Origin of the sequence: Congregibacter brevis (genome assembly GCF_045689245.1) — a bacterium.
In the GTDB taxonomy this organism is placed as follows: Bacteria; Pseudomonadota; Gammaproteobacteria; order Pseudomonadales; family Halieaceae; genus Congregibacter; species Congregibacter brevis.
In genome coordinates, this window is record NZ_CP136865.1 from 902385 (window position 1) to 917406 (window position 15022).

11 protein-coding genes are annotated in these 15022 nt (G+C 52.3%); 7 read left to right on the plus strand and 4 right to left on the minus strand.

Going from position 1 to position 15022, the window contains the following annotated elements; genetic code table 11:
- The first annotated feature begins 8 nt into the window (after window positions 1-8).
- From R0137_RS03995 to R0137_RS04005, 3 genes are all read left to right on the plus strand, one after another.
- A complete protein-coding gene (locus tag R0137_RS03995) occupies window positions 9-1964 on the plus strand; it encodes an acetoacetate--CoA ligase (protein ID WP_407328723.1) in 1956 nt (651 codons plus the stop codon).
- A gap of 74 nt (window positions 1965-2038) precedes the next feature.
- A complete protein-coding gene (locus tag R0137_RS04000) occupies window positions 2039-3184 on the plus strand; it encodes a patatin-like phospholipase family protein (RefSeq protein WP_407328725.1) in 1146 nt (381 codons plus the stop codon).
- Between the two features lie 109 nt (window positions 3185-3293).
- Window positions 3294-6161, plus strand: a complete 2868-nt coding sequence (locus R0137_RS04005) for a TonB-dependent receptor domain-containing protein (protein WP_407328726.1) — start codon at window positions 3294-3296, stop codon at window positions 6159-6161.
- A 278-nt stretch (window positions 6162-6439) separates the two neighbouring features.
- Here R0137_RS04005 and R0137_RS04010 read toward each other — a convergent pair whose 3' ends face one another.
- On the minus strand, window positions 6440-8554 hold the full coding sequence (locus tag R0137_RS04010; protein ID WP_407328727.1) for a hypothetical protein: 2115 nt from the start codon (window positions 8552-8554) through the stop codon (window positions 6440-6442).
- 216 nt (window positions 8555-8770) lie between these two features.
- On the opposite strand from R0137_RS04010, the gene R0137_RS04015 reads away from it, so the two are divergent.
- The 3 genes from R0137_RS04015 (at window position 8771) to R0137_RS04025 (ending at window position 11891) form a co-directional block, all read left to right on the plus strand.
- On the plus strand, window positions 8771-9532 hold the full coding sequence (locus R0137_RS04015) for a hypothetical protein (protein ID WP_407328728.1): 762 nt from the start codon (window positions 8771-8773) through the stop codon (window positions 9530-9532).
- 209 nt (window positions 9533-9741) lie between these two features.
- Window positions 9742-10761, plus strand: coding sequence for a hypothetical protein (locus R0137_RS04020; RefSeq protein WP_407328729.1), 1020 nt, complete (start codon window positions 9742-9744; stop codon window positions 10759-10761).
- Window positions 10752-11891 (plus strand): metallophosphoesterase, encoded by a 1140-nt coding sequence (locus tag R0137_RS04025; RefSeq protein ID WP_407328731.1) that lies wholly within the window; start codon window positions 10752-10754, stop codon window positions 11889-11891. The genes R0137_RS04020 and R0137_RS04025 overlap by 10 nt, the downstream gene beginning before the upstream one ends.
- An 11-nt stretch (window positions 11892-11902) precedes the next feature.
- Here R0137_RS04025 and R0137_RS04030 read toward each other — a convergent pair whose 3' ends face one another.
- Window positions 11903-12751 carry a LamG-like jellyroll fold domain-containing protein gene (locus R0137_RS04030; RefSeq protein WP_407328733.1) on the minus strand — a complete coding sequence of 283 codons (849 nt, stop codon included), beginning with the start codon at window positions 12749-12751 and terminating at the stop codon, window positions 11903-11905.
- Between the two features lie 326 nt (window positions 12752-13077).
- On the opposite strand from R0137_RS04030, the gene R0137_RS04035 reads away from it, so the two are divergent.
- A complete protein-coding gene (locus R0137_RS04035) occupies window positions 13078-13494 on the plus strand; it encodes a DUF4174 domain-containing protein (RefSeq protein ID WP_407328735.1) in 417 nt (138 codons plus the stop codon).
- 64 nt (window positions 13495-13558) lie between these two features.
- Here R0137_RS04035 and R0137_RS04040 read toward each other — a convergent pair whose 3' ends face one another.
- Together R0137_RS04040 and R0137_RS04045 are read right to left on the minus strand one after the other, a co-directional pair.
- Window positions 13559-14602 carry an aldo/keto reductase gene (locus tag R0137_RS04040; RefSeq protein WP_407328736.1) on the minus strand — a complete coding sequence of 348 codons (1044 nt, stop codon included), beginning with the start codon at window positions 14600-14602 and terminating at the stop codon, window positions 13559-13561.
- Window positions 14590-14943 (minus strand): TIGR04076 family protein, encoded by a 354-nt coding sequence (locus R0137_RS04045; RefSeq protein ID WP_407328738.1) that lies wholly within the window; start codon window positions 14941-14943, stop codon window positions 14590-14592. The genes R0137_RS04040 and R0137_RS04045 overlap by 13 nt, the downstream gene beginning before the upstream one ends.
- Window positions 14944-15022: the final 79 nt, after the last annotated feature.

The following is a 15022-nucleotide window of genomic DNA, read 5'->3' on the forward strand; positions in this document are numbered from 1 at the left end:
ACCAGTGAGTGAACCAGAAAGACGTTCTATGGCAGCCAGCCTCAGAAAGAATCACCAGCAGCACTCTGAGCCGTTTTCAGGCGTTTGTGGAGGCGCGCAACGGGTGCAAATTTGATGACTATGGATCCCTACATCGCTGGTCTGTGACGGAGCTCGCTGAATTCTGGCAATCGGTGTGGGGCTTCACGGGCGTCCGTGCCACGCGCGAGGCTGATTCTGTACTGGTAGATGCCGAACGCTTTCCGGGGGCACGCTGGTTTCAGGGAGCGCGCCTCAACTACGCGGAGAACCTGTTACATCGGCAGGGAAGTGGCGCGGCCATCATCGGGCGTCTTGAAAACGGCGATCGCCGTGAACTCAGTTGGCCCGAATTACATACGCAGGTCGCACTCGCTGCCGCCGCACTGCGGGAAAGCGGTGTCCAAAGAGGTGATCGTGTCGCGGGCATGCTGCCTAATGTTCCGGAGACCATTGTGGCCATGTTGGCGGCCGCGAGCATCGGTGCGCTGTGGTCATCCTGCTCTCCCGACTTTGGCGTGAGCGGCGTCCTTGATCGCTTCGGACAGATTCAGCCGAAGGTTCTGATTGCTTGCGACGGCTACTATTACAACGGCAAGTCGATTGATTGCACCGATAAAGTTTCGGAAGTGGCATCGCAGCTGGAGCTGAACGCAACCATTATCGTCCCCATCCTGGGGGTGCCTGCCGATGGGGCTGTTAGCTGGCCCTCGTATCTCCAGGCTCAGCAAGCCGATTCCGGGGGCGCGCCCGACTTATATTTCGAGCAGCTACCCTTCGATCATCCGCTTTTCATTATGTACTCATCGGGCACCACCGGGGCACCCAAGTGCATCGTGCACAGTGCTGGTGGCGCGCTCCTGCAGCATCTTAAAGAGCATCAGCTGCACGTGGGGCTTGGTCCTAAAGACGTGCTGTTCTACTTCACGACTTGTGGCTGGATGATGTGGAACTGGATGGTAGGAGGTCTAGCTACGGGTGCTACATTGGTGCTCTACGACGGATCGCCGTTTTATCCGGCCGCCGATACGCTGCTCGATATCGTAGATGAAGAGGGCATCAACGTCTTCGGGGTAGGCGCTAAGTACATATCGGCATTAGAAAAGCAGGGACTCAAGCCGTCGAAGACGCATAAACTCAATTCTCTGCGCACGGTGCTCTCAACGGGTTCGCCACTTTCGCACGAGAGCTTTCGTTACGTTTATCGCGATGTAAAAAAGGATGTGTGCCTGTCCTCGATTTCGGGTGGCACCGACATAATCTCCTGCTTTGTACTTGGCAATGAGTGCCTGCCTGTTTATGAAGGTGAGCTTCAGTGTGCGGGATTGGGTATGGCGGTAGAGGTGTGGGATGAGCAGGGCCAGTCCGTAAAAGAGAACAAAGGCGAAATGGTCTGCGTAAAGCCTTTCCCCTCCGCGCCTGTGGGATTCTGGAATGACCCTGACGGCCAGCGATATCACAAAGCGTACTTTGGGTCTTATGAAGGCATTTGGGCACACGGCGACTATGCCGAGTTTACTCGCAGTGGCGGAATGATCATTCATGGGCGATCCGATGCGGTACTCAATCCAGGTGGTGTGCGTATTGGCACCGCGGAGATTTACCGTCAGGTCGAGAAGATTGAAGATGTTCTCGATAGCGTGTGTATCGGCCAGAACTGGGATGAAGATGTGCGGGTGGTGTTGTTTGTCGTGCTAAAAGAAGGAGCAGAACTCACCGACGAGTTGAGTGCCGAGATTCGCGGGGCAATTCGGCGAGAGAATACGCCGCGGCATGTTCCGGCCAAGATCGTCGCGGTGACGGATATCCCCCGCACACGTTCGGGAAAGATCGCAGAGATTCCCGTGCGTAAAGTGGTAAACGGCGAATCCATCGACAATACAGAGTCACTGTCGAACCCTGAAGCTCTCGCCCAGTTTAAGAATCTGCCTGAGTTGCAGATTTAGAATTTGCAGTCTGACGTAGCTTCCCTTGGACGCAGCCGGTATCTTGTCGTCAAGCTCGATACTCTAGAGATCTTATGAAAAACGCGTTGATTCTCTCTGGCGGTGGCGCCCGCGCGGCCTATCAGGTGGGAGTTTTAAAAGCGATCGCACAGCTGCTACCGGACGGAGCAAAAAATCCTTTTCCGGTGATTTGTGGGACCTCGGCGGGTGCGATCAACGCAGTTACCTTGGCTGCGCATGACGGCAGCTTTGCTGACGCGATCAACGAGCTCGAAGCGGTTTGGATGCGGCTTACACCCGAGCAGGTGTACCGCAGTGGTTGGGGCGCCATGGCAAGCAGTGGTGGCCGACTGATATTGTCCCTGGTGAATCGCGGAGTTGGCGTGGGTAACCCCGTCGCACTCCTGGATAACTCTCCACTACGAGAGTTGATCAAACATACGATTAACTTTGAAAAAATTGATCGGGCGATAGCTCGGGGCGATATTGATGCGGTGTGTGTCACGGCAACCGGTTATGAGTCGGGCAGATCAATGTGCTTTTATCAGGCCGGCAGCGGAGTCTCCGATTGGTCTCGCTATCGACGCAGTGGTCGGCGTACGCTGCTCAATACTGATCATCTAATGGCGTCGTCGGCAATTCCCACGATGTTTCCCGCTACGCGTATAGAGTATGAGTACTTTGGTGACGGTGCTGTCCGACAACTGGCGCCACTAAGTCCTGCCCTGCATCTGGGTGCCGATCGTTTGTTTATTGTGGGCGTGAGTGCAAACCGTGAGAAGCCCCAGAACGATCCTGTACCGAGATCGGCGCACTCACCGTCCCTGGCTCAGATTGTGGGACATCTTCTAAACAGCGCCTTTATCGATAGCCTTGAGAGCGACATCGAGCGACTGGATCGCATTAACAATTTGCTGGCATCGCTGCCTACGGAAGCTCAGTCGAGTACTTCGAAGCTTCGCTACATTGAGCGGCAGGTTATTTCTCCCTCCGAGGAGTTAGATGTGATTGCCGCGCAGAACATCGACTCTTTGCACCCCAGCGTTCGTTTTTTACTGCGCACTACTGGTGGCACCGAAAGCGGTGCAGGTTCTACGGCAGCGTCCTACCTTCTTTTCGCTAAGCCGTTTGTAGAATCACTTATTGCCTTGGGCTATCGCGATGCGATGTGGCAGAAAAACGACATAGCATCGTTTCTCAGCGTACCGCTCGCCGACTAAGTGCCACACAAAGGGATCATCTGTAGCGACGGAACTGTTTCGCATTGTCGATCAATCACTAAACCAGTATCGTCAGATCATCGTGAGGTAACCCTAGTTGAGAGTATTCATGAATAGAAAAGCGCTGTATCTGGCCGTTGTTGCGAGTTCGCTGGCTCCCACGCTCGCGCTCGCGCAGCCAGGGACTGCATCCGGCGTTTATCCTACGGCTGAGATAGAAGAAGTTGTTGTTACCGGATCGCGAATAAAGCGGAAAGATTATTCATCAATTTCTCCGCTGGTCACCCTTGATGCAGAGCAAATCACGCTCTCGGGTATTACAGCGATCGAAGATCTCGTAAACGATGCGCCTCAATTAGTCCCCCTCAATAACCGCACGAGCAATAATCCCGGCAATGCCACCGCGTCGTTAAATCTGCGTGGCCTAGGTTCTAATCGGACCCTAGTGACGCTTAATGGTAGACGACTGATCCCGGCTGACGCCTCGGGCTCCGTGGACATAAACACAATTCCTTCGCAGCTAATCAAGCGCGTCGAAATTGTTACTGGCGGAGCTTCGACGGTGTACGGCTCCGACGCCTTGGCGGGAGTCGTTAACTTTATACTCAATGATGACTTTGAAGGTTTTGAAGTTACCGGCCAATATGACACTTACGAAGAGGGTGATGGCGCCGTTGCTGATCTCAGCGCGGTCTTCGGCTTTGGTAATGATCGAGGTCATGTTACTGGCTTTTTTAACTTCCAAGATCGAGAGGAGGTATTTGCCGGTGATCGGCCGTTTACTGCGGAGAGGCTACAAGAGAGCTTTAATCCGGCTGATGGTGGAGCACTGGTGCCTGCAGGCAGCGGCACCATCCCTGCGGGCAGTATTGTTTTTCCGTTCGCCCCCACGCCTGACAGTGGTGGGTCTCCAACCCGAGTAACCTTTAATGAAGATGGGTCCCCTCGAGCGTTTGTGCGAGGGCAGGATCAATACAACTTTCAACCCGATAACTATCTGCAAACACCGCTCCGTCGAGACTCAGCCGCACTGTTTGGCAACTATCAGATAAACGACCGCGTCAAGGCTTTTGGTGAGCTGGTGTATTCCCAGACTTCCTCTGCGGTTCAGCTGGCACCGCCGCCGGCGTTTGTTGAGTTGGCGGTGAACTTGGACAATCCACAGCTAACGCCGGAGCAGCGAGCGCAGTTTGGCAATACCGCCTACGACCGAGACGGTGATGGTGTGGCAGAGTTTGTTTTTGCAAAACGATTGGTTGATACGGGCCCTAGAACAAGCGCCCGCGAGGCAGATTCTTTGCGTGCGGTTTTTGGACTGCAAGGTGATTTCGCCGGTGGCTGGAGCTGGGAGGCAAGTTACAGCATGTCTCAAGTCCGCACTGAGTTTGTGGCTGGAGGTGCGGTTTTTGCTGATCGGTATGCCCAGGGCTTACTAGTGGACCCGGTCACGGGTGCTTGTGTCGATGCATCTAACGGATGCGTGCCTTTTAACCCCTTCGGTCTGCCAATCAATGCTGAAGCAGTGGAGTTTTTGAAGGTAGGCGACTTGGTAACCACTGCCGATACAGACGAAGATATTCTCAGTATCGGTGTGACCGGTGATGCCTACGAGTTGCCCGCCGGGCCTATTGCTATAGCAGCGGGTTTGGAATGGCGAGAGTTATCTTCGAAGGAGGTTCCTGATTCAAATTTTTTGAACGCCAACGTCTTAGGCGCGAACGCTCAAGCACCTATCGATGGTTCGACTGACGTTGCAGAACTCTATCTCGAGACTCTGATACCCCTTTTGTCCGGCGCAAGTTTCGCTGAGTACCTTGGTATCGAAGCGGGTTATCGTTACTCGGATTACAAATTCTCCGGCGTCGCGGACAACTGGAAGGTTGGTATTGATTGGGCACCCACCGCGTCGCTGCGTTTTCGCGCCATGGTGCAACAGGCGATTCGCGCGCCCAATATTCAAGAGCTGTTTGCTCAGCCTAGCTTTCAGCCAGTGGGGCTCTTCGACACATCGACAGATTTTTGCAGCGCATCTGCGGATCCCATAGGTAATGGGCTTACGGATCTGTGTGTGGCTCAGGGGATTGCGCCAGATCAGGTCGGTATTTACGAGGCCACAGAGCAGTTTCCTCTCACCGTCATTGACGGCGGTGGTAACACGGCCCTTGATCCCGAGACCGCCGATACCTTTACTGCGGGCGTGGTGTTCCAGCCTGAGTGGGCCGAAGACTTGTCTGTATCCTTGGATTACTACCGCATTGAAATTGACAACGCTATCGGCGACACGAGTTTGCAGGCAGCCCTTGCTCTCTGCGCAGATTCGGCCGATCCCGATAGTCAGTTTTGTAGCTCTGTTGTTAGAGCTTCATCTGGCGACATCAGTCAATACACCAACCCGCAGTTCAATCTTGCGAGCGTTGCGGCGGAGGGGGTCGATCTCTCGGTGAATTACCGTTTCGATCTTTCCAGCAGCTTGGCCCTACCGGGACACAGTGCGTCCATCGCTTTGCAGCTGTTATTCAATTACGCGATGGAGAACACCTTCCAGGCAACTGAAAATAGTCCGGAAACGGATTGCGCTGGGTTCTACGCGGGGGCATGCAAGTTTGGTATTCCGCTCTTTCAGGTCGTTCCCGAGTACCGCAGTAGCACTCGTCTAACCTATTACTCTGGGCCATTATCGTTGGCATTGAACTGGCGTTGGATCGGTGAGATCAGCAGCCATTTGGATATCACCTGCCAGGAATCACCTGAGTTTTGTTACGAAAGTGTGCTTGGAGATATTGGTGCTCAGAACTACTTCGAGTTTTCTGGTCGCTTTGAGTTTGGTGAGCGAGCGGAGATTTACGGCGGTGTGAGCAATGTTTTTGAAGAGGAGCCGCCACTGATGGGTCAGGGCGCGACGCAATCTAATACAGCACCCCAGCTCTATGACGTGTTTGGCCGTCGGTTCTTTTTGGGATTGCGTTACCGTTTGTAAGATTATCGTTTTTCTGTGACGCCACCGGTAAAGAGGGTACGAGATCGTCTGCGTTGCGCACCACGCCAAAGGTTATGGTGGCCAAAATGACGATGAGCCCCGTAAGAATTAAGTAGTCACCGCGACTTAAGGACTCTGCCTCTGTGTCGTCGGCGACCTGCATCAAACCCCAGGTGGCAAGGATGTACATCCCCAGAGTTCGAAATACGCGCCGCCGTCTCAGCTCTTGAAACAGTGTGACTAGCGAAACGCTCTCCGGCCTGCAGGTCTCCAGCGGGTCATGGTTGATCGACTATCCAGCCTTCGGCGATCAGCTCCTGCCAAAGCGTTTGAAACTCCGTGGAATACCGAATCGGATCGTAGTAAGCGAGCCGCGGCTCCAAAAAGTGCAAAGCGCTACTAGGCTTATCCAACGTGTTGCGAAGGCAGTCCGTAGCTTCTTTGGCAGCTCCTGCGAGCGCCAGGCCCTGGCAAATTACATTGCGTTGGAACCACAGGGCCCGGTCTATCTTCGGGTCGTTCCATATTGGAGCTAAAGTCTTGCGGGCTAATTCGGGCTCGTTGTCGGCGATGGCTAGCAAGGCCGAGGTGGGCGGGTCTAAATTGTTCACATATTCATTGGGGGAGCGTGAGGCAATATCCAAGGCTTTTTTAGCGCTGTTTAGGGTTTTGCCTAGTGCTTCAGGATCGCCAACGATGAGAGCGTTAAGAACCTCTACTGCCAACACCGGTGACAGTTGACCCGGACCTCCGACGTCATGACCCGCGGCGGTTGAGCTGGACGTCCAGCTTTTGATTGTCTCTTGTGCCTGCATGAAGCGGTGTTGAGCCATTTGTACTTCCCACAACAAATAACTCACGTCGAGGACATCGAGCTCGTTTAGGTGTGGTTGTTCGAGTATGGTCTCAAGGTCTTTTTCCAGACGCGGCAAGCTCTGGTGATCCGCGAGTGCCAGTTGACTGCGAAGCATTTTCAGGCCGGGGTCATCCGTTTCTACGGCGCTTGTAACTTCTCTTGCCGCCTCTCTTGCTTCGTCATAGCGGTGCATGCCCATGAGTCGGGCTACTAATCGGAGGCCAATTCCTAAATCCTTGGGAGCCAACTGCTGAGCTTTTTTTGAGCTCTCCAACCATCCTTCAAAGTCACCCTGACGCCGTTGTATCCAAGACTGAATATCCAGGAGTCGAGCGTCGCTTGGTGCGCGAGCCTGTGCTTTTTCAATAAATGCGATGGCGCGATCAAAGTCTTCGAGCACGTAGTAGAAGTAAAAGCTCTGCGCGATGAAGTGGTCGGTAGAATCGGGTGCAATTTCGCCGATGCGATTGATGAGTTCCTCTACCCGAGCAAGCGCCTCCTTATTCGGTTTTCGGTACATGCTCAGAGCGAGAGTGCCGACAAGCTCAGCCATAGGGCGGGTGAATGCCGGGTCCAGAGAAAATGCTTTTTCGAGCCCCTCAACGAACTCTGCTCGCGTACTGTCATCGAGGTGGATGGTGTCACGCCATTGCATGATTTCGTGATACGCACGGTAAGCGGCAAGGTTGCTGGTAGGAACGATATCCAGATCGTCGTTTTCGTCCTGAGTCAGGGTGGTTTGAAGCGCTGTGCTGATTGCTCGTGCGATTTCCGATTGAACCTCGAAAATATTGCTCGCCGTGAGCTCCCTATCATAAGTTTCCGCCCATAAATGCTCGTCGCTACGCGCATCAATAAGCTGAGCGTTGATACGGATCTGATTGCCTGATACGCGGATGCCGCCTTCAAGAATGGCGTCTGCTCGTAGCTCACGGCCGATCTCTGGTATCGCTTTTGTCGTGCCAACATATTGCAACACAGAAGTTCGCGAGATAATGCGGAGGCCAGAAATCTTGGACAGGCTGGTTAATAGGTCGTCGTGAACACCGTTGGCAAAGAATTCGCCGTCCTCTGAGCCCCCGAGATGCGAAAAGGGCAGAACACCGATCATTGGTGGGCCATCGCCGCGCCTCCAATTCGATGTTTCCCCAATCACGGTTTCGTCGGTCTTGGAAGTGGCTATGTTCTCCGCATTTTCCACTACGCCATAAGCGATAAGCCCGAGTACCGCCATTAGGCTGACCAGTATGAGATAGTCGGCGCCGCGCAACGGGTTGCGTTCTTCCAAGTCCTCTGCGCTGGCAGCTGCGGTGCGATGAATACCGTCGCTGCTAATGTCGAACATCCAGCCAAAAACCAGAGCCACGGGAAAGCCCGCGATGGCAATTATCAGCAAATAGCGCATGTCGCTCTCGGCGAGACCAATCGCGGGGAAAAGGACATCTGCAATTTGCAATAGTCCCCACGTACCGACGATGTAGAGCGCCAGCGTGCGAAACACGCGACGTCGTCTTAGCTCTTTGAGTACGTTGCTCATTGCACCTCGTTTTACTGGTAGGTCTAGCTAAAACTGCCGTCGAAAAACTCGCCCGGTGAGATTAGCAGAATCAGCGTTTACTTTGTGCGGAGCCACAAGTAGCATCGTTCGCGCTTGCGTTCTTTGCTGAGCACACTTTGACACAAGAGTTTACCGTTAATACGGTAAGTGAAACGTGTCGCCATAGCCCACGCGATTGGCCTTTGAAGAATACTGATGAATAAATACTTCGCGATTATCGATCTGAAAACCGTAGCGCTAGCTGTTATCTGCGTAGTCGTCACCTATTTTTGCTTTGCCCTAAACATTGCCTACGATTTAGATATCACGCTGTTCAGCATCGCCGTAATTTTTCCCCTGGTGTTTACGATTCGTGAGGCATTCAAGCGCCGTGACAATGCACTGAAGTTTCTCAGTCAGTTCAAGTCGGGTTTGTGTTCTGTGCACTACTGTTTCGAGCAGTGTAAAAAACTGGACCCAGCGCGCCGGGTGGAGGTTTCGTCTTTACTGGATAAAGCCTCTTCGCAGTTCTTTGACGCTCTTGGATCAGAAGATAAGGATACTCGTCCAGCTGAAGACACTGTTAACGAGATCATTTACTTTATTCAGCGCAATGACGATGCGATTTCGAATGGGCTGGCTCTGAAAATCATTCGCTTTGTTCAGGAAGTGAATGAAGGTATGGAAAACACCATCAGTCTGAAGATGCACGGCACACCTATCAGCATGCGTGCTTACTGTCTGGTCTTTGTGTTTTTGTTTCCTTTTGTCTTCTCACCGACTATCGTCTACCACCTGCCTGACGCGCCGATCTTCTTAACCTATGGCCTTAGTGTTCTGCACGGCTTTATTTTGATCTCCCTCTATAACGTGCAAGTGCAGATGGAGAACCCTTTTGATCAGATCGGCCTTGATGACATTCAGCTCGATGAGTTTCGTTTTCGCGCCCTAGAGCCCTCAAAGATCCCCCTCGAATAATCGTACAACAAAGGTGAACGAGCTTCGGGTGCCGCTGACACAAGTCTAACCCTGATGATCGTGTACGCATCGCTGATGCAAACTGCCAGTTTAGCGAACAGAAAGTCATGAATCAGTGGTGTAAACCCAAAGGGCGTCGGTGTTTGCCGAGACCGTTCTGGCGGCCTAGACTAGTAGCGCCTTAGCTGCAAACTCAGGAAACAATTGCGATGCTACTCCGTTTACTCGTTCCACTCTTGATGCTCCTCAGCCCCAGCCTTTTTGCTGCCCCGCTTTTTGATAGCCATGAGCAGCTCGCAATAACCTTGTCCGGCCCTTTCGAACTTATCGATATAGAGCGGGATAAAGACAAGGAGTACCTCGGGTCTTTGAGTTATGACGATCCGGAGCTTGGGCCGACAACTCTGGAAGCGAAGTTTTCCGTGCGTGGTAATTTTCGGCTTCGCAAGGATATCTGCAGTCACGCTCAACTGTGGGTGAATCTAAAAAAGGGCCAAGCCAAAGGCACACTGTTTGATAAACAAAACAAGTTAAAGCTTGTAGTGCAGTGTAAAGATGCTGACCGCTACGCTGAGTACATCGGTCGAGAGCAGCAGGCTTACCAGATTTTCCAAACTCTTTCGGACCTCAGCCTGGATAGCCGTATGCTCGATGTCACTTACGCTGACTCGGAGGGCGGCGAAACACGAAGTCAGCTCGGCTTTTTTATTCAGCACCAGAAGCGCCTTGCTAAACAAAACGACATGACTGTGTACAAGGAGATCCGTGCGGATAAATCTCGCTTGGATGCCGATCGTAGCGCGATGGTGGCGCTGTTTATGTACCTTGTGTCCAATACGGATTACTCATTTATAGCGGCGCCTCCGGGTGATACCTGCTGTCACAACATCAAGCTTCTGGAAGCCGCGGACGGAGCCCTTTATCCCTTGCCTTACGATTATGATTCCACGGGATATGTAAATACCTCCTACGCCGAACCGGCGGGAGGTATTGGCCAGAGCAACGTGAAGCAGCGTATGTATCGCGGATACTGCGCAAGCGATGAGGCAATGGCAAAGGCCGTCGATCTTCTGCGATCCAAGCGTGCTGCTATTTATGAGATTGTTACAGACACCAGCTACGTATCTGCGAAGTCTATGAAACGCACGAAGAAGTTTGTTGATAAGTTTTATGATGTTTTGGACGACCCAAAGAAGTTTCAGCGAGAGATCATTGAAGAATGCAGATAGCAGATCACAAGGTTGTTCGACTCCCCCAGTGGGTGTTCCCATGGCTGCTCTTATTGGCAGCCCCGTTTCTTAGCGCATCGGATTCGGACTGGCAGGGCGTTGACCGCGTGGTTGCGGTAGCTGATGTACACGGGGATTACGAAAACTACATTGAAGTCTTACGTCAGGCAGAGTTGATTGATCGACGGGGTCGCTGGAGCGGCGGCACTACGCACTTTGTGCAGTTGGGGGATGTTCCTGATCGTGGTCCCGACAGCGCCAAGATTATTGAGCACTTGAAGGCGCTCGAGAAACAAGCCAAGAGAGCGGGTGGCAAAGTGCACCCCTTGATCGGTAACCACGAAGTCATGAATATGACCGATGATCTGCGTTATGTGCATCCTGGTGAGTACGAAGCGCTCAAGAGTCGAAGAGCAAAGCGTCTGCAAAAAGACTATTTGGATCGGGTGGTGGATTACGTTATCTCGCAGCAGGGCGAGGAAGCGGTCGATGACGCGTTCCGCGAGCAGTTACTGAAGGACTATCCTTTGGGTTTTGTAGAGCACCGGCAGTATTGGAGTTCCGAAGGTGAGTTTGGTGAGTGGGTTTCGGGCCACAATACCGTGATTCGTATAAATAGGAGTTTGTTTGTCCACGGCGGAATCAGTTCCGATTTCTTGGAGCAGACGTTAGAAAGCATCAACGACAACGTGCGCTCAGAGCTCAGATCGATAGACCCCTCCAACCTTAGTTTTGTTGACAATCAGCGTGGCCCTCTTTGGTACCGGGGGCTGAGCATGGGAGAGCAAACCCCTTTGATTGCCGAAGAAGTCGATGCTTTGCTGGAGCACTTTGATGTGGATCGTATCGTAGTGGGACACACTCCGGGTTTCGGCACCGTAGTGCCACGCTACAACGCTAAGGTACTCGCTGCGGATAGTGGAATCGCCGCGCATTACGGCGGTCATCTTGCCAGTGTGCTTATTGAAGATGGTGAGATTTTTACCATCCAACGGGGACAGCGCGTCCCGATTCCCAGTTCTGATGCTGGATTGCTCGACTACTATCGATCTATCAATGAAATCGAGCCGGGCGTAAAAAATCTCGAGTTTCTTATTCGCCAGCTGGAAGAGGGCGATGAGTCGCCCTAGTTCGTTCGCACTTAAGCGAGGGGAGTACTTACACGCCGTCGCTTAACACGCCATAAGCCCGCGGCACTGAGCATGAGAAGCAATGTCGATGGTGCTGACACACTTGCGGAGGCGGGTGCTGAGAAGAGACTAGCAGCGTCACTGCCATCAAGTGCCCTGTCGAACAATGCGATATCGTCCAGGCTACCGTTGAAGTTGAAGCCAGTTCCGAGGTCGTTACCTTTATCCCCAAACACTATTCCCGTATTGAGGATTGCGGGATTTAGTGGACTGCCACTGCCGTAGTTGACGAAGGATACGGGGTCGATCTGCCCGTTATAGTAAATGGACTGTGTTGTGCTCGTAGTACTGAAAAGCAGGTGATGCCAAGTCTGATTGTTGGCTTCAGTCAGCGGAATTCTTTGCGCGCTAAAAGTTCCGAGCCAGCCATCTTGCGGGTTGGAGCCGTCGTTAGAGTTTAAGTTCGCTGTGTTGTCGATAAAGCTTGCTAACGAGTCACGCTCGATATTGCTTCCGTCGCGAGTATCAAAGAGCTGGCTTCTCCCACCGGCACTGTTGTGTGCATTCATGTTGAACCACAAGCTGATACTGTAGTTTGCCAGAGGCAAAAGATCAGTAGCAGAGTTTACTAAAACCGCGTCTAGATCACCGCCCAAATTGAGTGCGCCAGCTGCATTTCCATTTCTATCTTCCGCATACCCTGATGTCCAAGACCGGGTTGTAGCACCAATGCCTGCAACGCTATCAACCAAAGTGTTATCGAAGCTCCAAAACCGCAAGGCAGTGTCCAAAATACCCGCCGAGCTCACGCCAGGCAGAAGGCAAAGCGCCAAAATAGAGATCCTATATTTCACTTTCATGTCTTACTCCAAATCCTGATAGTCGTTTTCGCACTTTTTCTTATTGTTTTTTTAGGTTTTACTTCCAAGCGCATGTTTTTATTTAATTTTTCAAATAAAGCGGATGGCAGGTTAATCGAGAGTAATGCAGACGCCAATACCCTGACGCGGGAATTTTTGGCAAAAAAATGAGCAATTGAGTACTTTTTGTGGGTGAGGAAAAGTTGTGAGTTGTTTGAGTTAGTAAAGTGACGAAGTTTTAAGCGTTTACCCCTGAGGTTCTCCTTCTGAACAAGACTCTATACTTCGTCTCACACTGAAGGGTCGACATGAGTTTTTATCGTTGAATGAAACACGCTCTCACCGTTTTGTATTTCTGGATCTGCTCGGCATCTTTTGGTCAGGCTCTGCCAATGCTGACTGATTTGGGGGAACTTCGGTGGCAGCACAGAATTCTGGTGATCAATGAGCCTGATCATCCAGCGGAGCTCCTTGAACTATTGACTGAAAACGCGGGGGCTCTCGATGAGCGGAAACTTGCCTGGTTTGTGATTGTTGCGGGCGATCTGCGGAGTAACTATGGAGGGGATCTTCATACTGAGTTGCTTGGCAACATCAACCGGCGGTTGGGCATCACGCCCCAGGAATCGGTGTTGATTGGGCTTGACGGTGGCGTGAAAGCGCGAGGACAGGACGTCGACCTCGAAGCTCTTTATGGCTTGATCGACGCTATGCCCATGCGAAGGTTAGAGAAACGATCGTAGCTTTTGGCTTGCGGTAGCGATCTGCCAAGATGAGTCGCAGCTCGGTTATCCCTGAGGCAGGCCCTTACTCGGCATTAAGGTTGTACTTCATGATGCTGCCGTGACGACCGCTCTTATCTCGTTCCAAGTCAAACACATCGCCCGACGGTATGTTCATATGCGCCTTGATGGCGGTGATGGCCTCTTTGTCACTGTCATCCATCTGCATTGAAAATACCTCCGCGTATCGATCGACATGCGAGGCATTTCGCGAACCGATGATGGCCGCAGCTACCCGCGGTTGTGCCAAAACCCAATTCGACGCAACGCTCGCAATCGTCACGCTGTGTTTCTTTGCGATACGGTCGAGGGTTTGCAGCAGTGACTGAAACAAGTCCCAGCCACCAATTTCATCGATCATGAGTTTGTACTTAATGAGCGATCGATTACTGAAACTCTCGGGTTCCCTTTGCCCTAACCAGCGCTCGCTTAAAAAGCCTCCGGCAAGAGTCCCGTAGCAAAGAAGATACATGTCGTGTGCTGAGCAGAGTCTCAGTAGGGCCTTCTCGGGCCTTGGGTCTAGTAGCGAATACTGCACCTGCGTGGTGGCCAATGCGATGCCCGCTTCAAGAATCTCCTGCGTCTTCACTGTGTTGAAGTTGGTTGTGGAAAGGAGCTCAATCTTTCCGGCTTGTTGCAGTTCCTGCAGCCACGCCGCGGCTTCCACTGATCCTTCTACCGCGTAGTTCCACCAGTGGAACTGCACCATGTCGAGTCTCTCTAGCTTTAAACGCTTGAGAGAGCGGTCAATGATGGCTTCTACATCGCGCTTTTTGAGATGACCCAACTGATCGTAGTCAGGTACATATTTGGTGTGCACTCTAAAAGACAGCGGTTCGCTGGATTGACCATTGGCGGCAACAAACTCTCCAATCATATCTTCGACACCCGTGTAGATATCCGCGCAGTCAAAGGTATCGATGCCACGCTCAACAAAAGCAAACATATCCTCAACGGGGTTTTCGGACGTGACCTTACTGTGACCTTCGGAAAGCTGCCATCCACCCTTTACGACTCGGGATATGTTGTAGTTGGGTCTTAGCGAATAGCGGTCAATTATTCTTTCCATGGATTGTTCTCAGGCAGTGGTTCTATGGTGGTGTCTGCTCGTGTGAATGTATTTTTACCAATACGGCTTATCCGAAATCGCGCACCGCAATGAGGGTCCGGGCAAGCGATGACATGATCTGTTGCCATCCAGTCGTACTCGTTAAGTGGACGTTGTTTAGCGGGGAGCAGCGGCAGTAGTGCGGACATTGCGTAGAGCGAGAAGGGCTTGTCTGTTTCAAAATAAAGATTTTCACCGCGGAGCTCAAAAGAACTGCCGAGCTCATGACTACAGACAAAGGGTTTATCCCCTTCGATGGTTTCGACCCGCAGATCGTAAAGTGTGAACTGGATGTCTTCCATGGTTTCTCGCCTGATCCGCTTGAGTAGTGCGCGCATTTCCGATTCGGAAGAATACAACAAGCTGGCTGGTGCTAAGGCG